This window comes from Microcoleus sp. N9_A2 (assembly GCF_036701775.1).
GTDB lineage: Bacteria > Cyanobacteriota > Cyanobacteriia > Cyanobacteriales > Microcoleaceae > Microcoleus.
Window position 1 is genome coordinate 1 of record NZ_JAUBRH010000080.1, and the last position, 23,574, is coordinate 23,574.

Genomic DNA, 23,574 nt, shown 5'->3' on the forward strand with positions numbered 1-23,574 from the left:
TTGACTGCTGCCTAATTTTATTTTTTGATTTTGGGGGTGGTTTTTCGTCTTCTTTATACCCCCTGAACGCTTACGAAAAAAGCCAAGTTTAGAATTAATAAAATGGTGGAAAGATATTCAGATTCGTATTGAGGAACGATGTCCTTATCGTTGGTTAGAGGTTGCAGTGATGTTGCTAAATGTTCCCCTTGATGCTCAACGCAAAGCTGAAAGAGAATTTAAAAGAGTTACAAAAAACTTCAAGAAAAACTGGCAACAACCCGAATATATTAACTCAATCATTATGCCTCTTCCACAGCGATCTGAGGCTGTTGGACTTTTAGCATTTCGAGAATCCCAACAAGCTCAATGCCGTGAATTTATGCGAAATCTTGCAGGTCAGTCATTTTCAGAAACCTATGCAGAGCGATGCTTGGTGATTGGCGTCAATATTGATGCTCAAGACTGGTATCCATATAGTGTTTTAGATGTATTTCAACGTGATTAGGGAAGTATTAAGGAGAACTAAAACCCGATCGCGAAACCTGATCTTTCTGTTCGATCGCCCCCACTAGCCAGACTAAAGCATTTGGACATAAAGCCAGAGGTTTGAAACATAAATTTTCGCCCCTCTGCCTACCCCCTAAATCTCTCGCCCAAACATCACATCACCCGTTTCCCGTCGGTATCCGCACAGTGAAAATAGACCCTTTCCCCTCCTCACTTTCTACCAAAATCTCCCCGCCCATCATCTGACAGTAGTAGCGGCTAAGTGTCAGCCCCAATCCGGCGCCGTCGTACTGTCGCGTTGATGAACAGTCAGCTTGCACAAAAGCTTCAAACAATTTGTGCTGTTGTTCTTCCGACATTCCAATTCCGGTATCTTTAACAGATAAACAAATCCAATCCGACTCTTCAACATTCAGCAGAGGACAAGCGATCGCCACAGAAGGAGTTTGATCGGCAGGCATTGAATTGTCAATCGCCGATCGCCCTGCAGCATTCAATTTGCCACTCCCTTCAATGCGCCTGACAGTCAGTTTAACCCTGCCGTTTTTGGTAAACTTAGCAGCATTACTCAGCAGGTGCATCAAAACCTGCCGCACTTTTTTGAAATCTGCGTGCATGATACCCGCAGTTCGATCGCACTCAATCTCCAAAACATTGCCATTTTTCTCTACCAACGGTTTCGCGGCACTCGCAACATTGTCAACCAGGGATTGGATGTCAAACTCCTGGATTTCGAGTTTCATCCCCCCAGCTTCAATTTTTGACAAATCGAGGATATCGTTAATCAAAGATAGAAGGTGCCTGCCCGCCTTCTGAATCTTGTGCAAGTCGGGTACAAACTCATCACATCCCGCATCTTGGGCATCTTCTGAAAGTAGTTGACTGTAGCCGATAATCGCATTTAAAGGCGTCCGCAATTCGTGGCTCATATTTGCTAAAAACTGGCTTTTAGCAGTGTTAGCAGCGACGGCGACTTCCTTAGCTTGTTCTAATTCTTTTGTATGTCCCGAAACCCGCTCGATTAGGTGATTGAGAGAGGCAGCCAGAGAGCCGATTTCGCCTTGTCCGGTGACGGGTGCTCGCAAGTCAAAATTAGACTCAGCGGCTACTTGTTCGGCCACCTGAGTGACGCTGATAACAGGTTTGGCGATCGCCCGACTGGTGCGGTCAGCAACCATTCCGGCTACCACGACCGACAGCAGCATACTAATAATAATTATGGCTTTTTCCATTCCTTGAGCGTCTTCCATCACTTCACCGCCTTGCCCCTCTTGCTGCTGGGCAATATCGAGGATTTGGCTCAATCTCTCAAGGCTGCTGTTGAGCTGTTTTACACCTTCTCCGCTTTCTGTTGCCAACAATTTTCTGGCAGACTCTATCTCCCGAGGTGACAGTTGCGATTGCTGGATTTGCTGCAAAGTTGACTTGAGAGCATCGGCATAGGATTCTAAATCTTCCGTGCAATCTTGTAGTAAACTTTTGAGAACTTCCGGCTTTGCTGCCAGCCAAGCAGGTTGGCTATCGGCAAACTTTTCTATGCGTAACCGCAGCTCTTTTGCCTGAAAAATGCTCTTGACAAACTGCTCTTCTTGCAGTTTCAGCTTGGCGGAATTATCTACAAAAGAATCTAGCTGCGCTCCCTGCAATTGTGCCGCCAGCGCTGCATCTTTAAAATTGCCGAGCAATTGCGCTTGTATGTGAGCGTCATTGAATTGTTTTAATCCTTGTCCTTGGTAGTAATCGGCAATCACCAGCCCGCTCAAAGAACCCAAAAATCCGATTCCTATTGCCAGAAAATACCCGCGACCAATTTTTTTATGGATGGACCAATCACCAATTTTATATGGCAACATTTTGCGGATTTTTAAGGATGGTATTTCTACAAAATCCTGGCTGGATATTTTCTTGTGTGCGGTTTCTAGAGAAGCGACTTGTTCAGAAATAAAGAGCGGCATCAGTTTACCTACCTTGCTATTTTTTTTGTTTACCTTTCGCGTTGCCACAGGTTCTTTCTGCGGGTTAAATGGTTCTAACTCTCGATTAAACTCGCCTTGGTATTCCCAAACGGCAACCGATAAACTTGGTTCGTTCCCTGTTTTTTTTAGCAAGTTAATTTTTGACATATGCAACCGCTGTAAGCTGTTAAAATCTACCACGCTCTTAAGTTCTCCCAATGGAAAAGCTTGTCTATTTGACCATAGACATCTGCGAAAAAGCATCTGAAACTCTTGTCGAGTCAGAGTAGAAACTTAAATTCGGTTGATGACTGTTGCCAAATTACTTTTTCGACTCGTAAAAGTCTGCAGCAGGCAAAAAAATAAAAATTTATCCCCGCAGTGAATTATCCCCGCGTGGAATGTTACAGCCAGAAAATTCTGTCTGATAGGTTTTGCCTGTGACTTCCCCCAAGCTGATATTGTCTGTTGACAATGCACCCGATTCCTCAGCTTGGGAGTTTTGCTGCCAGCAATGCGACGATTGCTAGACGGTTTTTGTTGAGCATCCGACAACTTCTTAGCACAGAATGTCACAAATGCAGCAGCCGATCGAACTTTTGCACCCTGGCGATCGGCTTTTGGCATCGTTGCCCCGCAAAGACAAGTCTGAGGTGAAGTGTCGTTAGTTGAGTATAACTGTAGCCCTTGCGAAAAGAAACCCGGTTGCTGCGAGTCAACTGTTGGCGATTGCGAGTTCTGGAGTTGCGGTAGTCAATTCGATCGCCAGTGCTAGCTTACCGTCTCTACCCAAAGCTTCATCCGCCAAGTGTACCATCCAGCGATTCGGCTTAGCTTGGGGTCTGGCGGCAAGCACAACGGCCCAAGCTTCCCGTTCTTTGCCACGACCCAACAGCGCAGCACAAACAGTCAAAGCTGTGGCCGTTGAACGGCTGATCCCACTTTGGCAGCAGATCAGCAAACTGCCTCCCTGCGACGACATTTTGAGGGCAAAGTCAATAATTTTAAGTACATCCTCAAAGGTAGGCAAGATTTGATCGGGGTCGTCAACGGGGGTGTCGAGGTCGTTAAACTCCAGGCACATTCGGTTCTGGATTTGATGAAAAGTTTTGGGATCGGGCAAGCCCGGACTGCCGATCGAGATCAGGTATTTAATCTCGCGCCCCGCAGCGCGCTCAACAATGTATTCGCTGGCTTCTGCTTGCGAAGCAATCAGAATTTTCGGCAGTTTTTCACCCGATAAATCTGCAGAGACTGAGGGAACAAAATCAACTGTTTCTGCCTCAGTGCTGACATCCGCCAAATATTGGACAGCCAGCGCCCGAACGTCAGCAAATTCGCGATTTAAAGCTGTTTCCAGAGCAACAATAGCAGCCGTTGAGCCAATTTGACCGAGGGATTTAACAGCCTTTTGGCGCACTCCAGAATTTTCGTCCCCCAGCAACCGCACCAAACCTGCCACAGCTTCCTCTGTCCCAATTTCCCCCAAAGCAGCAGCAACTCTCCACCGTACATAAGATTCGCTGTCGCCAATTGCGATCGCCAGTCCCGCGACCACCATTTTTTGCAATTTCGCATCTCCCTCTGTATTGATGTTCCCAAGGGCAACCGCCGCCCGGCCGCGCACGAAAATGTCTCGATCCGAGAGCGAGCCGATTACCGCCACCATAGCCACCTCACTGCTGATTTCCCCCAAGGCAGAAACTGCACTGCCGCGCACGTCTGAGTCGTCATGGTTGAGGGCTTGCACCAGACCCGCCACAGCCGTTTCCGTGCCGATTTGTCCCAAGGCCTCGGCGGCCCTCAAAGAAACTGCATAGGAGTCGGGATCGTCGTGAAGCAATTCTACTAAGCCGGGTACTGCCTCACAATCGCCGATTTTCCCCAAAGCGGCCGCCGCCCTAGCGCGGACGATGTGATTTTCGTCTCTGAGGGCATTCAGCAGCCCGGGAACTACCTCAGAGACGCCGATTTTCCCGCAGTTGACCGCCGCCCGCCAGCGAACCTCGGAGTCTTGGTGTTTGAGGGCTTTCAGCAGCGCGGGGACGGCTGTTTTCTGGTTAATTTTGCCCAAGGCCCAAACAGCCCAGGCGCGCACCCCGGAGTCTGGGTGTTTGATGGCTTTGAGCAGTGCTACGGCGGCTGGTTTCGAGTCAATTTCTCCTAAAGCCCAAGCGGCCCAAGCTTGCATTTTGGAATCTTTGGATTCGAGCGATCGGGCTAATTCAATTACTGCCGCTTCGGAGCCGATTTTCCCGATCGCTCGAATCCCATGAAGGCGCACTGCACTTTCTTTGTGGTTCAATGCCGCCACCAGCATCGGAATTGCCCGATCGGAACTTGTTAGGGCCAGCAGTTGAATTTTGAGCAGCGGCGAAGTGGGGATTTTTTCGATTAATTTTATGGTGGCTATTTGAAATTCTGGCTTTACCGTTCCTGCTAGCTTCGAGCCGAGTTTTAAATTTACTTTTAGAGCTAATTTTACTGCCCGCAAAGCCAGACTTTGCTGTTCTACTTGCGGCAATATAGTCGCCAAGGTGTGCATCCCTTGTTTTTGTTTCAAATATTTTTGATGGAATTGAGCATCGCTGAGCTCGGGTAGCTGTTGGATGAGGCTTGCTGCTGAGGTCACTGATTTATCCTAATATTTTGGCGAGCGGTTGAGATTGCTCTTTTAAGCTGTCTTTAAAAAATATGGCGTCTACAAAACGCTACTTCTAATCAAAAAAAGCTTGCACCACTTCTAAAATATGTCTCATTCCCCTATTTTTGCAACTCCCCAATTATTAATTATCGGGTTTGTTTGGCGATCACCTTGACAATTAGTAGCGCTTGCTGCTTGGCATTGCTGGGTTTTGAGATAGCCTAACTCTGCTATATCGTTTTATACTCACATCTTGCACCATTGTCAGCAACAGGCAAGATGCCTGTTCCACAAGAAAATTCACCCTTTGTGGAACAGGCATCTTGCCTGTTAATCCCAGCTTATTGAGAATGGTGCAACGTCTTATTTTATACCAACTTGCTTTGAAATAGCGATCGGCGGGGTTGACCGCAGCCAACCGGAAACAGCTTGATTGCGGGACAATCTCTCAACGAGCATAGGGCCCTTTTTTCAAAACCTTAGCCAAAGCGTTATCGTTATCTCGCAAACCTTCGTAAAAAAACATCACTTCTCCTTGAATGCCCTGAGAGCGGTTGTAAGCAATTACTTGCAACAACAGCTCGGGAGTTATGCTATATTTGCTACCTCGATTCGTCAACAAAATACCGGGCGACACGCACTTTACTTGCTGCCCGCTAAGCTGTCCCGACATCATTTTATCGACCAATTGTTTGTAAGCATTAAAATCGCGACGATAAAACTGCGGGTGAAGCAGATCCACCAAGTTTTTGTCAACCCAAGCTTTAGAATCTTGCAAATATTCCACCAGTCCCCAGTCATAAGGACTCGGCGACATCGATAGCAACAAATCAGGATTAATAGCTTTCACTTCTCGGTGTAAACGAGCTACAAACTCAGTAATAATATTAGCACGCCACTGTAACCAATGTTGTTCTTTACAATCCGACGGCGCTGCTTTACCGCATTCTTCTCGATAGCGTTTAACCGTTTTTTCGTCGTAACCGCCTTCTACCGGAAACGCAATGCGATCGTCTCCTTGAACCCCGTTTACCGGATAATTCTTAGCCACTTCCAGCATCAACCCCAGCACAAAGTCTTGCACTTCTGGGTCAAGAGAATTCATCCAGTCAAAGTTATTTTTCTTAAGTAAATTGCCGCTGGCTTCACGGGCGGTCCACTCAGGTTTTTTCGCCAGCAAATGACCGCCCTTGCGATTGTAAGAACTCACAAATCCGTATTCAAAACAAGGAATAACTTTTAAACCCGCTCTCTTGGCCTCAACACATATTTCTGCTAAGGGGTCGCGACCTTGATAGCGCGAGTCAATTTCCACCCCAAATTTTTCTCGCATAATTTTAGAAGGATAAGCCGTATAACCCTGGCTCCAAATTATAGGAAAAACGGTATTAAATCCCGTATCGGCGAGAAAGTTCATTCCCTCAGCAATTCGCTCTTTTGATGTGAGAACTTTGGAGTCAGTGGTGGTTATCCAAACGCCGCGAATTCCACCGGGATTGTTAGTCGCCAACGAACTTGGCAGGGCTGCGGGATTTGGTGCAGAAACTCCAGTAGTCCCCAACCGCTGTTGGAGGGAAGAGACAAAACTGCGAATTGCTGATTGAAAAGGTCTGAAAAATCGCATTTATTTATGTTTTTTTCTTTGAAGGTGGGCACTGCGCCCGCTAGGTTATTGATTGGTAGCACCCGGTATTATTTATGGATAAGATTCGCCGAAGAACCGCCTATATTATTTATGGATAAGGTGCGGAGTACGCACCCTATATTCATTGGTAGCACCCGATATTATTTATGGATAAGGTGCGCTGCGCGCACCCATAAATTGTACTATCCAGCTACTCCAGACAACTTCTGGCTCAAAGCTTCTTTCAAAAGTTCCGCCTTATCAGTTTCCTCCCAAGGCAACTCTAAATCAGTGCGTCCGAAGTGACCGTAAGCCGCCACATCTTGATAGAAACGGCCGCCTCTTTCAGCAGGCAAATTCTGCAAGTTAAATGCTTGAATGATGCCCGCAGGACGAAGTTCAAAATGCTGCTTCACAACTTCTAAAAGGCGATCGTCATCAACTTTACCAGTGCCAAAAGTTTCGATCATCATGCTAACAGGCCGCGCAACGCCGATCGCATAACTCAACTGCACTTCACACTTTTCGGCCAAACCAGCAGCCACGATATTTTTAGCAACATAGCGACAAGCATAAGCCGCGCTGCGGTCTACCTTGGTGGGGTCTTTCCCAGAAAAAGCGCCGCCGCCGTGGCGGGAATAGCCGCCGTAGGTATCCACAATAATTTTGCGACCCGTCAAACCCGAATCTCCTTGAGGCCCGCCGACCACAAATTTGCCGGTGGGGTTGACAAGGAAGCGAGTTTCTGCATCCGGCTTCACGCTAATATCGGCAAACACGGGTTGGACAACTGCAGCCCAAAGGTCTTCTTTAATCTTGGCTTGAACTGCGAGCGTTTCTGTGATATCGCCGATCGTTTCAGTGTGCTGCGTAGAAATTAAAATCGTATCTATGCCAACAGGTTTGCCGTCCTCGTAAATCACCGTAACTTGGCTTTTGCCGTCGGGACGCAGGTAAGATAACTGACCGGTTTTGCGGACTGCTGCCAGTTGACGGCAAATCCGGTGCGCTAAACTAATCGGCAGAGGCATCAATTCCGGCGTTTCGTTGCAAGCAAAGCCAAACATCAAGCCTTGGTCGCCGGCTCCAATGGCGTCTAATTCCTCTTCACTCGATTGTTCCCGGCTTTCGTGGGCTGTATTCACCCCTTGAGCAATATCGGGAGACTGAGAATCAAGAGCTACCAACACAGAGCAACTATTGGCGGAAAAGCCGTTGTCAGCGTGGATGTAGCCAATATCGGCTATTTTTTTCCGGGCTAATTCTATGTAATTTACCTGAGCTTTAGTGGTAATTTCGCCCGTCAGCAGCATTAAGCCGGTGTTGACGACAACTTCCGCTGCGACGCGGCTTTTGGGGTCTTCAGTCAGTAAGGCATCTAAAATCGTATCTGAAATTTGATCGCAGATTTTATCGGGATGGCCTTCAGTGACCGATTCAGAGGTAAACAGGTAGCGACGTGACAATGATTATTTCTCCTTAGATGGGGACTCTTCCTGCGCGACATCGACGACCAACGAGTTATTTTTCAGGTAAAGGCCAAGAATGAGCGCGTCTGGGCTACCGTCGAATTTTTGTCGGTCTGTAGAGCCGTGTTGAAGCAGGGTTTGAGATTGGGTAAAGTGACACTACTATAGCAAAGTCAGTTCCGGGAAGTCCCTAAAAACTTAGATTTTGTAGGATTGTCGATCGATCTTGGACACCGATCGTCTAGCTCCTAACCTGACAAAGGTAAGATACAGTCAGGGTATCGCCTTGTGTAAGGACTATGGCAGGACTCCAAAAATCACCAAACTTGATCCAAACAGTTGCCGACTTAGAATTTCCCGGCGGCCCCATACCGCTTGACTCTCGATTTTATATTGATCGCTCGGGGGCCGAAGCCCTGGCCTGTGCAGAAATTAGCAAACCCGGAGGCCTTGTTCGCATTAAAGCTCCCAAAAAAATGGGCAAAAGTTCGCTGATGCTGCGGATAATTCACGCGGCAGTCGATCATGGATACCACACAGTAACTGTAGACTTTCAGCAAGCCGACGCAGCGGTTTTTGCTAGTTTAGATAAATTTTTGCGCTGGCTTTGTGTCAATGTCGCTCGGCAACTCAAACTCGAACCAAATATTGATGAATTCTGGGATGAAGATATGGGCAGCAAGGTAAGCTGCACTATTTACTTTGAAAACTATTTGCTCGCACAAATTGACAGTCCCATTGTCTTGGTTATAAACGAAATAAATCGAGTATTTGAACGCACAAACATTGCTCAAGATTTTCTGTCGGTGATCCGTTTTTGGTATGAACAAGCTCGCGCTAGCAAAACTTGGCAAAAACTCCGCACCGTTGTTATTCATTCGACAGAAATTTATATTGCTTTGAGGCTTAATCAATCTCCATTTAATGTAGGAATGCCGATTAAACTCTCAGAATTTACTGCTGAAAAAGTTCAAGATTTGGCGTGCAGACACGGACTGAACTGGAGCGAGATCGATCCGATCGAGCAATTAATGAACATGGTAGGCGGGCATCCTTATTTAGTGCATTTAGCGCTGTATCACCTGGCAATTTTGCAACAAAATCGCCTCTCAGTCGATCGGGATGAACCAGGGCAGGAACTCGGGCTAGCCGAGTTGGCAGAATTGTTAACAGCAGCTCATACTCACAGCGGGATTTATAGCGACTACTTGCAAAATCAGTCGATCGCCATTCAACAGCAGCCCGAACTCGCCTCTGCATTCCAACAAGTTGTCGCTGCTAAAAATAGCATTCACCTTGAACCTTTGATGGCTTATCAGTTAGAGAGCATGGGACTGGTCAAATTAGAGGGAAATAACTGTAGTTTGTCTTGCGAATTATATCGCCTGTATTTTCAAGGGCAAAATTTGTGCCAGGACAAGTTGTCGGTGGTTCGTTTTGAGGAGTTGCAACAAGAAAATCAAAGGCTGCAAGCTTTGGTGAATGTGGACGAACTTACTCAAATTGGTAACAGACGATATTTTGATAGTTGCTTGCGAACGGAATGGAAACACATGGATCGCGAGGGGTATCCGATATCTTTAATTTTGTGCGACCTCGATTATTTCAAAATATATAATGATACCTACGGACATCAAGCAGGAGATGAGTGTTTGCGATCGGTAGCTCAGACAATTCGCAGATCGCTCCAGCGTCCTGCTGATGTAGCTGCTCGCTACGGGGGCGAGGAATTTGCTGTGATTTTACCAGAAACTGATGCGTCGGCGGCTGTGGTTGTTGCCGAACAAATTAGAGCGAAAGTGAAAGCTTTGAATATTGTTTTCAACCCGGACAGTGTTGACGGTCTACCTAATTCTGTATTAACGATTAGTTTGGGAATTGCCAGCGTTGTTCCGAGCGAGGAAAATGATGCGACAACGCTGCTACTGGCGGCTGATGAGGCTCTTTATGACTCGAAAAGGCAGGGGCGCGATCGGCTGACTATGAGCACGCTTTTGAATTTTCGATTTGCTGCTGTTAATTAGGATTCATATATAGCAGTTCTCAGAAAGATGAGGTATTGACCAATCAATCCCTCAATCCCTCAATCCCCCAATTCCCCAATCCCCCAATCTAAAATCTCAACCTGTACCTCACCTTTTTGAGAAAGGCTATATCATGTCCGCCCGAACCAATTTTGTGGTAGTTGAAGCGGACATCAAATTAATAGCGGGGGACGGTTCGATCGACCACCATTGAGTAAGCATCTATGCCGCCAACAATATTTTTAACGTTGGTAAATCCTTGAGTGGCTAACCAGTGGCACATTTGAGCCGATCGCACTCCGTGATGGCACAGAACTAGGGTTTCTTTGTCGCGATCGAGTCGAGCATCAATTTCACCAGACCATTCGGCAAACTCGCTCAGCGGAAAAGCTACAAATCCCGGCAGCGCAGCCAGCTCAATTTCGTAAGGTTCCCGCACGTCTACAAGCTGCAATTTCTCAGCATTGGTTGTGGCTAATTGGCGACCTAATTCTTCGACTGTAATTTGAGCAAAAATTTCTGACATTTGATTAGGAAAAAGTAGTCAACCGTTAACAGTCAACCGTTAACAGTCAACCGTTAACAGTCAACCGTTAACAGTCAACCGTTATTAATTGAGGGGCGAAGGCGGTGGAATTAGCTCCACAGGAGGGGTAGGTGCAGGGCGCCCGTCCAACTGGCTCACACTGTCCCTGGGGTCAAGACAGGTGGCGATTAACCGGTCAGTGGGAAAGTCGAGCCTGCCGCTCAAACCGACTACGCATTCAGCAAACTGTTGTGGCAATAAACTGCGGCGGCATCCATCGAGCACTACCAGGGGAGCCGCAGGTTGAGTTCGACTTTTGCCGTTAATATTCACTACGCAACTAGCCAATTCCTTGGGACGCCTCACCCGCCGACAGCTAGAGAGCGCTTCCACACCCGAAATATTGGTTTTGCGGTTGATTTGGAGGGCGCATTTAGATATGTCGCGGGGGCGGAGGGCGTCAGCACAAGCGGCGGCGGCGGCCTCTGCTCCCACTCCGGCTTCGATTAGTTCCAGGGCGCAGACGCGATAGGGATTCCTAGAGCGAGGGAATCTAATAGTGATGGCTGATGCTGGTGAGATTGGCAGTGCTGTGGCCAACAAACCAAGTGCTGCTAGCTGCGTGCCGAAAGCCAATATCCAGCGCGCGGTAGGGTTTGAGCCTGTCGGTGCTGGCTTTGGGGAAGAAGTGTGGGAAAAATTGCGGTTGTGCATGGCAGATCGAGTAGTGAGTTTTTTTGGCTGATTGGGGCGATCGAGCGATCGGCTTTTCCTTCAGAATTTACCGCACATTATGGATCGCCCTGCGGTCGATCGATTTTTTTATTGATATTTGTGAGAATTTTGACCGTTACAAACATATAATATAGAGTCTGCATAAAATTGCATACAGAGATTAGAGAGGAAAATAAATGTCTCGATATCGAGGCCCCCGATTAAGAATCGTCCGTCGCCTGAAAGAGTTGCCGGGTCTCACCCGCAAAACTCCCAGACGCGATTATCCGCCTGGGCAGCATGGTCAAAACCGTAAAAAGCTCTCTGAGTATGCGGTTCGCTTGCAAGAAAAGCAAAAACTCCGTTTCAATTACGGTGTGACGGAACGCCAACTGCTCCGTTACGTCCGCAAAGCCCGCCGTGTCACCGGCTCCACAGGTCAAGTGTTACTGCAATTCTTGGAAATGCGCTTGGACAATACTGTGTTTCGGATGGGAATGGCTCCAACCATTCCGTCCGCTAGACAATTGGTAAATCACGGTCACATAACTGTCAACGACCGTGAAGTCAATATCGCCAGCTATCAGTGCAAGCCTGGTGAAGTGATTGCAGTGAAAAATAGAGAGCGATCGCGCACAATGGTTGAAGCTAATCTCAAAGACCCGGGCTTGGCTCACTTGCCCAGTCACTTGGAATTTGATAAGCAAAAACTGGTTGGCAAAGTTAACGGCATTGTCGAACGCGAATGGATTGCTCTTCAGATTAACGAACTGCTAGTGGTGGAATACTACTCGCGGCAAGCTTAATTTATTAGTCATCAGTTGTTGGTCATTAGTTATCAGTTGGTTGCTAGCAGAATAATTAATAATTGGGTAGGAACCCAGTTATTGATTAATTGCTACTGAATAGTAAGGACTAAGGACTGAGGACTAAGAATTCATAATTTTCTACACTCCCACCCCCTAAAAAGGGATGGGATTTTTTGAAGGTTTCGCTTGTTAACTTCCTTGAGTTGCCATTTGCTCAGACGACACCTGCCTGATGGCATTAAATGATGTCCCAGCCTCAAATTATTCCATTAAAAAGTTTCTTCTCCGGTTGGTTCTTGGTGGACAAGACCTCGCTTTTGAAGGCGATAATTCGCTACAACCGGGTAAACAACACCCCGTATCCGATTGATCGCACCTACTGGACGATGAACTGCTAAGCCGTTCCAGGGAGAATATCTCAGGTTTTCGTTGAAATCAGATTGTTTTTCATAATCAATAATCTGATGCTTGACTGTGAGACGACCTACTCTCAAGAATGGTGAGTCCTGTTCTTTCCAGACATTGATGCCATCGTCGATCGGCATTTTTAGGCTCGTTTGGAACTGGATGCCAAAATCCCACCAGTATTGGGCATCAGGTTTCGCCAAGGCTTGAATTAGATCATTCCGGTAATAATCGTCTGGTTGTTTGGGATCTAAACCCAAGGCTTTAGCGCGATCGACAAAGGGAAATTTAGGAATTCCAGGTCGAGATTGTTCTGGAATTATCTCGTGCGGTGGTTCGCATGAAACCGGAGTAAACCCATACTTAATTACAGCAGGATATTCGACAGGAACTAGACCAGGCTGGGAGGGATCGAAATCGGGACTGAGACCCAAAGCAGAGGGTGAACCGCTCCAATATTTTGCTGTTAGCAAACTCTTCGGAGTCCGGCTACCCGTAAGCGTTGACACCGCTAGAAAGTGTCTGGGATGTCGCATTAGCCACTTTTTCAATGTATCTGGTGATTCAACAAGAGCAGAAAAAAAGCCGTAGTAGTCTTTGATGGTTTGGCTCACAAATATCTCTGAATTGTGAACAATGATGTCCTGGGTTTTTGACTCGTGGCTTTGTGTGAGTCGTTCCCCTTCCACCCCCATCACTTTCACTGAAATTGAGCGCGAATCTTTGGCGTAATCATTGGCTACTTTGGTAGCCCCGTTAGCAAATCGCAACCAAACAGGATATTTTTTGGGTTTTGCTAGCAAACCTTGCTTAATGGAAATCGCATTGAGTTGCGAAGCAGTTAACGAGGCGCGTTTGCCCAATTCCCGTTTAATCGCTTCCTCATCAAAATCAAAAATTTCCAGAGTTCCTTTAACGCAAGCATGAGTTTTGGCGTGAGTATCTCGCAGCGCCCGATCCTTATCCCCGTAAAGATTATCCATCCGAAGCTTGGCCTGCTCAACCAAAAGATCGTAGTATTTGCGTTCGTCCTGTTCGGGATATTCTGTAAATAACTTCTTGCTCATAAATAACCTTTTAAAAGCTAATTGGGGCGATAATGGTTGGCATTTTTCCCTCTCTAATACCAATTCTCCCTCTTGCAACAATCATGAGTGTTGGGCGAGGTGCAACGGAGGGTTGTTTACGCTCACCCTGTAAGGTGCGTCGCTACGAGATTGTCGCTCTTTTTTAGGATTTAAAGGTAGCGACGCACCTTACAGCTAGTGTTGCAAGGCTCCTTAAGCTGGTTTCCAACCCTCATTATAAAAAGAAACTCTGTACTCTTTACCGGGAGTAACATTACGATTCAACACCTGCGAGAGGGTCTTGGTCTTCCTAATCTCTTCCCAACCTACAGGTGAAAAAGTTTCTGGATTGAAGACATTTTCGGCTAGCAGAGGATTAGTGAAAGCTTGAGAAAAGGCATCAATTCCTATCAGTCGTCCGACTAAAGGAGGTAAGGCTGAATTTGGCCGCAAATCTTCTGCATAGAGTCCAACATACAACTCAATGTTGTCTACGTGACCGTACAATCGTTTCAATTCTTTTTGGACATCTTCATTGCTAGTAATTTGAGTAAAATCAGTCACCCGTGGATACTTACACAGTTCGCGGTAATCGTTATAGCTTCTTAATTTCGCCGCACGACCTACACGAATGCTGGCTGTCTCGGTTGGAATCAGGAACTCAGGCGTATTGAATAAACTCAATTGCGCTGCTGGTTGGGAACAAGTTTCTTCAAACATAGCTCCCAAACCCTTGTTGATAATCATATCATTGTTCCACATCGTCTCCGGCATAGACATTTCTTTGCCGTCATGGATCAGCTTATCGGGCAGCATACTATGCCAACGATAAACTAAAGTAAACTCTACCGACATCCAATTGGTGCGATACCATTTTTCATTATTAAATGCTGGGGGATCTGTGAAAAATTGGAAGTTATAGGGAGTAATGTGGTTGATATAATCCTCTAGCACAATTTTCAGAAACTCTGCCATCACGATATTTCTGGCGGTTTGGAAAAGGCGTTCATCATCCCAAGTTGGATAGTTCCTTGCCAAGAGGTCGCACACGCGATTATGTTCTCTTAAGCTAAGAACGTTGAGCATTACATAGCCCACTTGCACATTTACACGCTCTAACTCTATCCCCATTACAAATAATTTTTGTCTCTTTTGATAGGGGATTTTGTCAGCTTTTTTTTCATTGTCACCGACTATTAGATGGGGAATTCCGTTGAATTCTTCTTTAGGCTGTCCGTTCTCATCATAGTAAAAAGGAGGATATTCTTCGCCATTAATAATTTGGCTTTTTAGCTTTCCTCCTTGATGACACCTCAGCAGCTTAGTAATATTTGCGTTCAACCCATAGACGTTACACAGATCAATTTGGTGGTTGGAACTATTTCTGCGCTGATCCAGTCGATCGGTTCGCAGGAAACTGTCGGTAAACCATTGCACGAAATACGGGAAAATCAGAGAGGATTTGGGCGAGTATTTAGTCTTTCCTCTTTTGCGATACAAGATTTCCAGTTCCTTGACATCTGGAAGATTCTTTTCAAAATTATCTGTGGGAGCTAAATTAACCCCTATGTAGTTTTTATCCGTTAAGGGCTTCCAATCCGTAGGCGGTAGTTGGAGTCCGGAATAAGTGCGATCGTTTAATGAATCCCAAGAGGTGTAGGGAGACATGGCACTAAACGGATAGGGGCGAGTTGGAATTTTTAGAATGGCATTGTTAATCAGAGTTTTGTTAACTTTTTTGCTCAGCCCCTCGTTGCTTTGAATGAAGCTCCAAAACGGTTTCAAGTTAGTTAAAAGCAAAGTCTCGATTTTGTTTTTAAATCCGTCTCTTGATGTGTCTCTTTTTGAAGACATAATGGTTTTTCCTTTTGGTTCTTGTAGATTGGATATGGTTTTTCCTTTTGGTTCTTGTAGATTCGATTGATTGCCAAGCCTCAATTCCGGGTTCTTGATCGAGTCTTTTCTATCCTCTTCAATTGGATTTAAGTTTAGATAAAAGCTTTCTAGATTTTTGGGGCGGTAGTCCTTTCGGCTTTCCAAACGCTTGAGCGTGCTTTCATGAAGATCCTCAATGGCATCGCCCACCTGGCGGAACTTGATTCCTGCCAATTTGAAGAACCCAGGATCGTTTTTAAAATCAATTTCATGATTGGGATTGATACCTGTGGGAATGACACTTGGATCGAATTCAAGCCCCAATCCAAGCTTACCGGTTGAATCCAACATCCACTGCAAGGCAGTATCTGATAAACCGCTGTATTCTTCGGTGCCACCGCCGATGCAAGAATGCGATCCTGGAAACCAAACTTGAATAACTCTCTGGTTTTCAACATCAGGATTTTTCTTCATAGGGGTAACATCAAAGATTTCGCGAACTTCGTCGATCGCCACGGCGTGCAACGCATTCTGAATCGACTTATTTAAAGTGGTGTCGTGGAATCTGTACCTTTTCTTGAGCTGTTCGTCATACTTCTTGAAGGCGGGTAGAACAGGAATACCAAGGGCTCCAACGGTGTCGAAACAACCAAGCAAGGCGATGGGGACGCGATCGCCATAATCTTTGCGGTAATCGACTGCTTCTTTATCCTTTGGTTTAATGCCTCGCTTACGGTAAAGCTCGTAAGCTTCAGATGCTCTGGTAATATGAGGGCGGTCTAGGAGACCGGAGCAATGGATCATCCCCGCTAGACTCCTGACTGTGTAAGCACCGCGACTGAACCCGAATAGATAGATTTCGTCACCACGCTCATAGTTGAGAGAAAGAAAACGATAGGCATCTTGTATATTTTTATCGATTCCCAGTCCAGTGGCTCCGCCCAAAATCTTGTTACTGTCCGATCCAACTCCCTCGTCATAAAACACGATCTGCGGAACCCCGTCACTGGCGCTCGATTTCACTGCTTGGGCAAGCTTAATCACATTACTTGGGTAACTACTATTTAGTTGTTGCCAAGTTCCATCACAGCAAACGATCAGACGTTTCATTTTTAGATTCTCTCCTTGCATCTGAAATTTGAGAACGAGCTGTCATTGGTAATCGGTTACAAGAGAATTGCCAATTCCCGTTTTTGTATCGCCTGACGGCGATCGCGGCTAATTTTTTGCTCGAAATTGTTATGTGGCTGGGCAATCTTTAGCTATTTGCATTCTCAGGATATTAGTCCCAAAACACCATCTCGTCTAGTTTCTTGTATTAAAAAGTCAATTTTATTTATATTTATTAACGTAAAAAATGACGTATTGGCCGCACCCATAGCAGATTTGGGCTGTATTTGGGGTTAAAAGTTGTTTCAGTTACTCTCAGATTTTCTGTGATGTGCTTGAAGTTTTTAACAATCTGTGGTTTTTTTTGGTTTCTCGATCGGTAAATTTGTACGAAAATTTCCTAGCCCCGGTTAAATTTGAAACGTCCAAAAGTGGGGACGATCGACCGCAGCGACTGGCTACGAGGTTCTCGCACCAAAATCAAAGGCAGCAAGCCTACCAGCCGCACAGCAGCCGAGAGAGCAAACAGTGCTCCCAAACTCATCCCCGGAAGTTCGGCAAGAAAGCCACCGGCGGTAGTTCCCAAAGCCCCAGCTAATCCCGAAACCGCAGCGGCGATCGCAAAATAAGTCGAAGGTTGCTCGATCGACGCTATCTCCATTTGAATATTGTTACTACACAGCCCGATCGCGCCTAAAGTCGTTCCCCCCAACAAGTGCAGCAGCGGCAGCCACACCCATAGGGCAAACGGGTAATTGCCCGTACCCAACCACAGCAAAGGCGTTATCGCCACCACCAGCCCCACCGCAATTAGCAGGGGGCGATTTCCCCAGCGATCGGCCAACTTACCCCAAAACATCAGCAGCAGTAGATTTGCGCCGCAACTTAAGCTGGTGTAAATCGTTACCAAACTCACATCCAAGCTTAAATTTTTCAGCAGGTAGATATTAAAAAAAGGCGCGCTGAGATTAACAGCAAATGTCCACACACTGAAGTAAAGAATAAACATTAAAAAATTAGAATCTTTCAGCACAGAAGGCACAAAATCTGTTATTTGCTTTGATTTTTTCTCTGTAAGTCTATCGCTCTTTGCATCTTTTTTATATAGCTGCGGATTCACGTCAACCATGAAGAATTGACACCCCAAACTAATCATTCCCGCCAAAACACCCACCAATAAAACAATACCGTAGCCGAAAATTGGATCGGCGCCCCAAGTTGACACTCCCAATCCCATCAGCGGCACTCCCAGCAAAGTGATGAGGCTCACAGCACTGTTGCGAAAGCCAAAATAGCGTCCCCGCAAGCGCTGAGGAACCACAGCAGCCATCCAACTGAACCAGCTAGAATTGGCAAAAGCTGCCAGCACACTAGCTGCTACGACTGTTACCAGCGTCCATTGCAGCAGTTGGTGAGAGTCTGCGTGCTGGGAACCCCAAACAATTGCCACCGCGAGTACCAGCCACAGCAGCCGCGACGCGCCGAATACAAATAGGTTGTACCAGTGGCGACTGGTTGTGCGGTCTGCGATGTAGGCTCCTAGTGGTTGCAGGAGATTTACCACCATAGGAATAGCCGAGAATATACCTATTTCCACGCTGCTCGCGCCGAGTTGCAGCAAGAAGTTGCTCAGCAGCACGCCGGTGGTCGCCGACTCGAAGATAGTGGCAAAAATGCCGTCTAGAGTTGAGGCTTTCAGGGTTGATCGAACGTCTTTTTTGGAAAATTTGAGAGCTGTTTTTGCAGAGAGAACGAGCTGAAATATTTTCGGGTCTACTATTTCTGGAGTCTGAAGAGATAGAGGTTCATTTAACTCTGCAACTGGTTCAACCATAGTCAATCGATTGTAGATTGTAGATTGTAGATTGGAGAATTGAAGTAATAGGGTTAGATAAAACCAGCCCCACCTTCAAGAGGTTCGCTCGAAAGTAGGACTGGCACGTCCGGGTAATTCATATCAATATAAATGACTGGCAATCGCTAGGACATCAACCGCTTGGAAGATATAAATTTGGTAATTGTAAAAAAGTAGGTTGTAGGGCTTAACCAGGAAGCGATCCCAGCATTTCGCCTGCCAAAAATTGCTCGAATTCCGCCTCAAACAAGTTCCCCAAAGGCCAAAACAAATTTCGCGCCCGATCCTCCATTCCGCTCTTAAACCTTTACGGCTAGCTAAATCTATAGAATGAAAGACGATCGACTTGCAGAGTATAGCTGAAGGACGATTTGTACCTAGGGATTGCTGAATAGAACTAGAAGCTATGACTGCCAAGGGTTTCAAGATTTTTAAACACAAAAAAGTGCTCTCGTTATGACGTTTTTTGGCTCAAAATCCTTGGATTTCGGTGGAAAATTGTGGAGTAAATTTGGGAACCCATCTCCGAATCTCCCATTTTTCAAGCTGTTTGGCACCTAGATTCGATTTGTGGGCTTTTTCAGCAAGCCCTACCTAATTCCTGGAATCCGTTTGTTCAGTGCCAGCGATCGCGATCGAGATTCCGGGTTTTTTGTGAAATCACCGACACGTGTCCGTAAGGCTTCGGAGTCGGTTGTTGGCGATCCTCTACGAGGGTTCCGCTAACGCACCTCAAGAAAAGTGTGGCTGCGATCGGCAACTGGTAGGACAAAATTATTACTTGACAAAAATTACCCTAACTGGTGATAATCGCAAACCCTAAAATTAAGCTTAAATGTTTGAGGGGCATCACTGCTACGGCGTAATGTCGATCGCCAGCAAATTTACGGATTCTTGCATTAGATTGTGACAAAAACTCAACCTTTATCCGGGTATACACTGCCAGTATTTGCCTGTGCGGCCGCACTTGCAGGTTTGCGGTGCTTACGCGCAGGTATCCAGTCTGTTGATAGCGTATCAGTAAATTTACTGGAACCGCAAATAACGGCAGAAATTCCGATCGAACAGGCGTCTGTACTCAAAACTGGTACCGCTTTAGGAGTGACTCGCTCGGATCCGGGGGACAATCTCGATCTGACTCGCAATACCCCCGTTTGGGCAATGGTGGAATTGGGGAGAGAAGGAGAGGGGGAACAAATACAGATTGTTGGTGGCGAGGGAATTGGACATCATAAAGCAGGTGGAGGAGCGGCAATCTATGATTACGCGATGCGGCTGTTGCGATCAAATCTGAGCCGAGAACTCGCACCGTCCGAAAAAATTACTGTCACCCTGATTCTGCCGTCTGGGCGGCAACTAGCCACCCGCACTTCTAACGAAGCTTTCGGGGTGGTAGAAGGACTTTCGCTGCTGGGTACAACTGGCATTTCTCAACCCCTGAGCGCCCCTGGACAGTTGGAACTTTACCGCGAACAACTGCAACAAAAAGCCGAACTGTTTGACTGTTTGGTTTTCTGCATCGGCGAAAACGGTTTGGACTTGGCGCGACAACTGGGGATTAATCCCTCTAGGCTAGTCAAAACCGCTAACTGGCTCGGCCCGCTGCTGGTAGAAGCAGGATATCAGGGCGTGCAGTCAATTTTGCTCTTTGGCTATCACGGGAAACTGATGAAATTGGCTGCAGGAATTTTTCACACTCACCACCACCTCGCTGACGGGCGCAGGGAAATTCTCACAGCTTACTGTGCTAAAGCTGGAATGCCTGCCGATGCGTGTTCCGCAATTTTTGCGGCAGCGACAGCCGAAGAGGCTCTCGGGCAACTGCGGGCTTTGGACGCCGAGTTTGGGAGCAATTGGGTCGATCGAATTTACGGCGACATCGCCCGACAAATAGACTTGCGGTCATCGGATTGCATTTTTACTCACACTAACTTGCACATCCCCGTGGGCTCGGTGATGTTCGGGCGCGATCGCAAAATTATTGTTAAAAGTGAAATAGGAGATACATTTTTGACCCAAATTTGTTAATGTAGTGTGAATATCCCTGAATTCTGTTTAAAACATCGCTCAGGGATAATATTTAACAAGTAATAATTCTTTGTCCCTAGACCTTAATTATACTAGGTTGCTTGGGGACGCAGTTTTTGATGCCAGAGTTTAATTAATTAATTAGGTAGGGTAAGGATTGAAGTAAATCTATGCTTGCCCTACCTAATTAATAGACTACGAGCGCTGACTGCAATCTAGTATAAATAAGATTTATTCCTAGCGACTAATGCTTGCTCGCCTTCCTCAGTCTTGTAGTGAAGCCGGGACAAATACCTCCCCTACTTTCTGCCCAATTAGCAATTAGCAATTACGCAATAACCGTGACTACTCAAATAAAAAATGAATCAGACCTCACAAACTTTTCTCTGGGGCATATCGATCGCCAGACGATCGTGATTCTCGACTTCGGTTCGCAATATTCCGAACTGATTGCTCGTCGAATTCGTGAAACTCAAGTATATTCAGAAGTTATTTCTTACCGGACTACGGCAGAACAGTTAAAAGCTATCAATCCTAAAGGAATTATTCTTTCAGGAGGCCCGAGTTCTGTATACGATGAAAAAGCACCCCACTGCGACCCAGAAATTTGGAATTTGGGAATACCGGTGTTGGGAGTGTGTTACGGGATGCAGTTGATGGTAAAGCAGCTCGGAGGCACGGTTGAGCGGGCTAAGTTAGCCGAATACGGCAAGGCATCGCTATTTATTGACGATCCTACGGATTTGCTGACAAATGTCGAAGAAGGCAGCACGATGTGGATGAGTCACGGAGACTCCTGTACTGAGCTGCCGACGGGTTTTGAGATCCTCGCTCACACGGACAATACTCCGTCTGCTGCTGTTGCTCACCACGAGAAAAATTTGTACGGGGTTCAGTTTCACCCAGAAGTAGTTCACTCGATCGGCGGAATAGCTTTAATTCGCAATTTTGTTTACCACATTTGCGAGTGCGAACCGACTTGGACGACCGCTACTTTTGTTGAGGAATCGATTCGCGAAATTCGAGAGCAAGTGGGGGATAAACGAGTTTTGCTGGCTCTATCCGGTGGTGTAGATTCTTCTACTTTGGCTTTCTTGCTGCACAAGGCGATCGGCGACCAACTTACCTGTATGTTTATCGACCAAGGGTTTATGCGGAAGTATGAACCAGAACGGTTGGTAAAATTATTTAAAGAGCAATTCCACATTGACGTTGAATATGTTAATGCTCGCGAACGCTTTTTAGCTCAACTTGAAGGGATAACCGATCCTGAAGTAAAACGCAAGCGGATAGGTCACGAATTTATTAACGTATTTGAAGCCGAATCGAAGCGTCTGGGCCCCTTCGACTACCTCGCCCAAGGCACTCTTTATCCTGATGTGATTGAGTCGGCTGACACTAATGCAGACCCGAAAAGTGGCGATCGAGTTGCTGTTAAAATTAAAAGCCACCACAACGTCGGCGGTTTGCCGAAAGATTTGCGATTTAAGCTGATTGAACCGCTGCGAAAACTGTTTAAGGATGAGGTGCGAAAAGTCGGCCGGTCGATCGGGCTTCCCGAAGAAATCGTGAACCGACAACCTTTCCCCGGCCCGGGATTGGCGATTCGGATTATAGGAGAAGTTACCCCAGAGAGACTAAATATTTTGCGGGATGCTGACTTCATTGTTCGCCAAGAAATCAACCGGCACGGATTGTACGGTGAACTTTGGCAAGCTTTTGCAGTTTTGCTGCCGATTCGCAGTGTAGGCGTGATGGGCGATCAGCGCACTTATGCTTACCCGATCGTCTTGCGATTTATTAAGAGTGAAGACGGGATGACGGCTGACTGGGCGCGGGTTCCTTACGATTTGTTGGAACTGATATCGAACCGGATTGTGAATGAGGTTAAGGGGGTGAACCGGGTGGTTTACGATATTACTTCTAAGCCGCCGGGTACGATCGAGTGGGAGTGATTTCTAGTTAGCGATTAAGTAGGCGGACAGATTTTTTGGTCTGTCTACTTAGGATCGCGAATTAAATAACTTACAATTTTAATTGTTATTGTGGGATGGGCGTCCCGCCCATCCTTTTTGGACGGGCGGGACGCCCATCCCACCAACTTGTGGAAGTTATTTAATCCCGCATTCCTTATTTTGATTTTTGATAAAAAGTCAACAGTCGTTACTTGTTGACAAGTAGTTGAAAAAGAGGTAGTTCTTCCTATGAAGGTCTGAAACTTTTGCACAGCAGGAAGTTAAGACTCGTGCAAGACGAAAATTATCACGGTGTGATAGTCAAAGGGCCGAATGTGGGTTCTAATTGTTCCACCGCTGCATTGGTTTCAATGTTGTGACTTCGATCACTGGTAACACGGACTTGGTTCACCGAATATTTTCAGTATTATCACGGAAAAAAACCAGCACCATCACTTGCTCTTAGGAGAAACCACGAGATGATTAAGGTGTCGAGTTCAAAACAATCCCATGTCTCCAGTTAATCTTCTCCCCGGCGCTATCAACGAATTAATCGCCACTGTCACCGATACTCACCGCGTTACCAAGGCTGACCGCTACGGCATGATGGCCGCCATCCTTGATGAGTCCATCAGTGAAGAAGAACGTGGCTCACTCGATCGTCTGATTCGCTCCCTGGTCAAAGGTCGGATTCAAGTCAGTGATGAACTCTCCATCGTCTCGTAAGCAGAAAGCTCGTTGAGAACTCGACACTCTAAAAGAGCTTTCGATTGGGAAAGTTTAGACCATTGAAATACTCACCGGTCTGAAGACGCGGTGATTCTTGACGCTTCATCGGGATCTGCTAACCGTTGCTAGTCTGACAATCCCGAGCGCGCCCGTTTTGAGTCGTGGCGATTCCCCATCCCGACTTTTTGTATCATTCTTGAAGCATTTTGATCTCTATCTTGCTCAGTACCACAACTGGGACAAAGCACTGAACGAACAGACAAATCGATTTTACCCCATTTAAAACCACAGTCCGC

General features: G+C 46.4%; 18 protein-coding genes. 6 read left to right on the forward strand and 12 right to left on the reverse strand.

The window, feature by feature from the left end:
* Positions 1-169 precede the first annotated feature (169 nt).
* Complete coding sequence (locus QUA44_RS27520) at positions 170-487, forward strand: hypothetical protein (protein WP_333256313.1); 318 nt, start codon at positions 170-172, stop codon at positions 485-487.
* 160 nt (positions 488-647) lie between these two features.
* Here the strand turns inward: QUA44_RS27520 and QUA44_RS27525 are convergent, their stop codons facing one another.
* The 5 genes from QUA44_RS27525 to metK form a co-directional block, all read right to left on the reverse strand.
* Complete coding sequence (locus tag QUA44_RS27525) at positions 648-2,612, reverse strand: HAMP domain-containing sensor histidine kinase (protein WP_333256310.1); 1,965 nt, start codon at positions 2,610-2,612, stop codon at positions 648-650.
* Between the two features lie 126 nt (positions 2,613-2,738).
* Complete coding sequence (locus QUA44_RS27530) at positions 2,739-3,071, reverse strand: hypothetical protein (protein WP_333256308.1); 333 nt, start codon at positions 3,069-3,071, stop codon at positions 2,739-2,741.
* A gap of 88 nt (positions 3,072-3,159) precedes the next feature.
* Entirely contained in the window at positions 3,160-5,076 is a 1,917-nt protein-coding gene (locus tag QUA44_RS27535) for a HEAT repeat domain-containing protein (protein WP_333256305.1), read from the reverse strand.
* Positions 5,077-5,536: 460 nt separating this feature from the next.
* Positions 5,537-6,712, reverse strand: coding sequence for a family 10 glycosylhydrolase (locus QUA44_RS27540; protein WP_333256302.1), 1,176 nt, complete (start codon positions 6,710-6,712; stop codon positions 5,537-5,539).
* A 203-nt stretch (positions 6,713-6,915) separates the two neighbouring features.
* The gene (gene metK / locus QUA44_RS27545; protein WP_333256299.1) at positions 6,916-8,178 is read right to left on the reverse strand and encodes a methionine adenosyltransferase; all 1,263 of its coding nucleotides are present in this window, start codon (positions 8,176-8,178) and stop codon (positions 6,916-6,918) included.
* Between the two features lie 302 nt (positions 8,179-8,480).
* Between metK and QUA44_RS27550 the strand changes: the two genes are divergently transcribed.
* Positions 8,481-10,205 carry an AAA-like domain-containing protein gene (locus QUA44_RS27550; protein ID WP_333256297.1) on the forward strand — a complete coding sequence of 575 codons (1,725 nt, stop codon included), beginning with the start codon at positions 8,481-8,483 and terminating at the stop codon, positions 10,203-10,205.
* A gap of 178 nt (positions 10,206-10,383) precedes the next feature.
* On the opposite strand, the gene QUA44_RS27555 is transcribed toward QUA44_RS27550, so the two are convergent.
* On the reverse strand, positions 10,384-10,731 hold the full coding sequence (locus QUA44_RS27555) for a rhodanese-like domain-containing protein (protein WP_333256294.1): 348 nt from the start codon (positions 10,729-10,731) through the stop codon (positions 10,384-10,386).
* A gap of 84 nt (positions 10,732-10,815) precedes the next feature.
* Entirely contained in the window at positions 10,816-11,445 is a 630-nt protein-coding gene (locus tag QUA44_RS27560) for a hypothetical protein (RefSeq protein WP_333256291.1), read from the reverse strand.
* Between the two features lie 197 nt (positions 11,446-11,642).
* On the opposite strand from QUA44_RS27560, the gene rpsD reads away from it, so the two are divergent.
* Positions 11,643-12,251 (forward strand): 30S ribosomal protein S4, encoded by a 609-nt coding sequence (gene rpsD, locus QUA44_RS27565; protein ID WP_293143096.1) that lies wholly within the window; start codon positions 11,643-11,645, stop codon positions 12,249-12,251.
* 272 nt (positions 12,252-12,523) lie between these two features.
* On the opposite strand, the gene QUA44_RS27570 is transcribed toward rpsD, so the two are convergent.
* The 4 genes from QUA44_RS27570 to QUA44_RS27585 all read right to left on the reverse strand — a co-directional run bounded on the left by QUA44_RS27570 (position 12,524) and on the right by QUA44_RS27585 (position 19,338).
* Positions 12,524-13,726: a catalase gene (locus tag QUA44_RS27570; RefSeq protein WP_333256286.1), complete on the reverse strand. Its 1,203-nt coding sequence runs from the start codon at positions 13,724-13,726 to the stop codon at positions 12,524-12,526.
* Between the two features lie 213 nt (positions 13,727-13,939).
* Positions 13,940-16,711 (reverse strand): phospholipase effector Tle1 domain-containing protein, encoded by a 2,772-nt coding sequence (locus tag QUA44_RS27575; RefSeq protein WP_333256283.1) that lies wholly within the window; start codon positions 16,709-16,711, stop codon positions 13,940-13,942.
* Between the two features lie 400 nt (positions 16,712-17,111).
* On the reverse strand, positions 17,112-18,545 hold the full coding sequence (locus tag QUA44_RS27580; RefSeq protein ID WP_333256280.1) for an MFS transporter: 1,434 nt from the start codon (positions 18,543-18,545) through the stop codon (positions 17,112-17,114).
* A 637-nt stretch (positions 18,546-19,182) separates the two neighbouring features.
* Complete coding sequence (locus tag QUA44_RS27585) at positions 19,183-19,338, reverse strand: hypothetical protein (RefSeq protein ID WP_333256277.1); 156 nt, start codon at positions 19,336-19,338, stop codon at positions 19,183-19,185.
* A 134-nt stretch (positions 19,339-19,472) separates the two neighbouring features.
* On the opposite strand from QUA44_RS27585, the gene cbiD reads away from it, so the two are divergent.
* The 3 genes from cbiD (at position 19,473) to QUA44_RS27600 (ending at position 23,275) form a co-directional block, all read left to right on the forward strand.
* Positions 19,473-20,594 carry a cobalt-precorrin-5B (C(1))-methyltransferase CbiD gene (gene cbiD, locus QUA44_RS27590; protein WP_333256274.1) on the forward strand — a complete coding sequence of 374 codons (1,122 nt, stop codon included), beginning with the start codon at positions 19,473-19,475 and terminating at the stop codon, positions 20,592-20,594.
* Positions 20,595-20,947: 353 nt separating this feature from the next.
* On the forward strand, positions 20,948-22,549 hold the full coding sequence (gene guaA, locus QUA44_RS27595; RefSeq protein WP_445243706.1) for a glutamine-hydrolyzing GMP synthase: 1,602 nt from the start codon (positions 20,948-20,950) through the stop codon (positions 22,547-22,549).
* Positions 22,550-23,059: 510 nt separating this feature from the next.
* Positions 23,060-23,275: a hypothetical protein gene (locus QUA44_RS27600; protein WP_006631949.1), complete on the forward strand. Its 216-nt coding sequence runs from the start codon at positions 23,060-23,062 to the stop codon at positions 23,273-23,275.
* A 128-nt stretch (positions 23,276-23,403) separates the two neighbouring features.
* Here QUA44_RS27600 and QUA44_RS27605 read toward each other — a convergent pair whose 3' ends face one another.
* Positions 23,404-23,541 (reverse strand): hypothetical protein, encoded by a 138-nt coding sequence (locus QUA44_RS27605; protein ID WP_445243707.1) that lies wholly within the window; start codon positions 23,539-23,541, stop codon positions 23,404-23,406.
* Positions 23,542-23,574 lie beyond the last annotated feature (33 nt).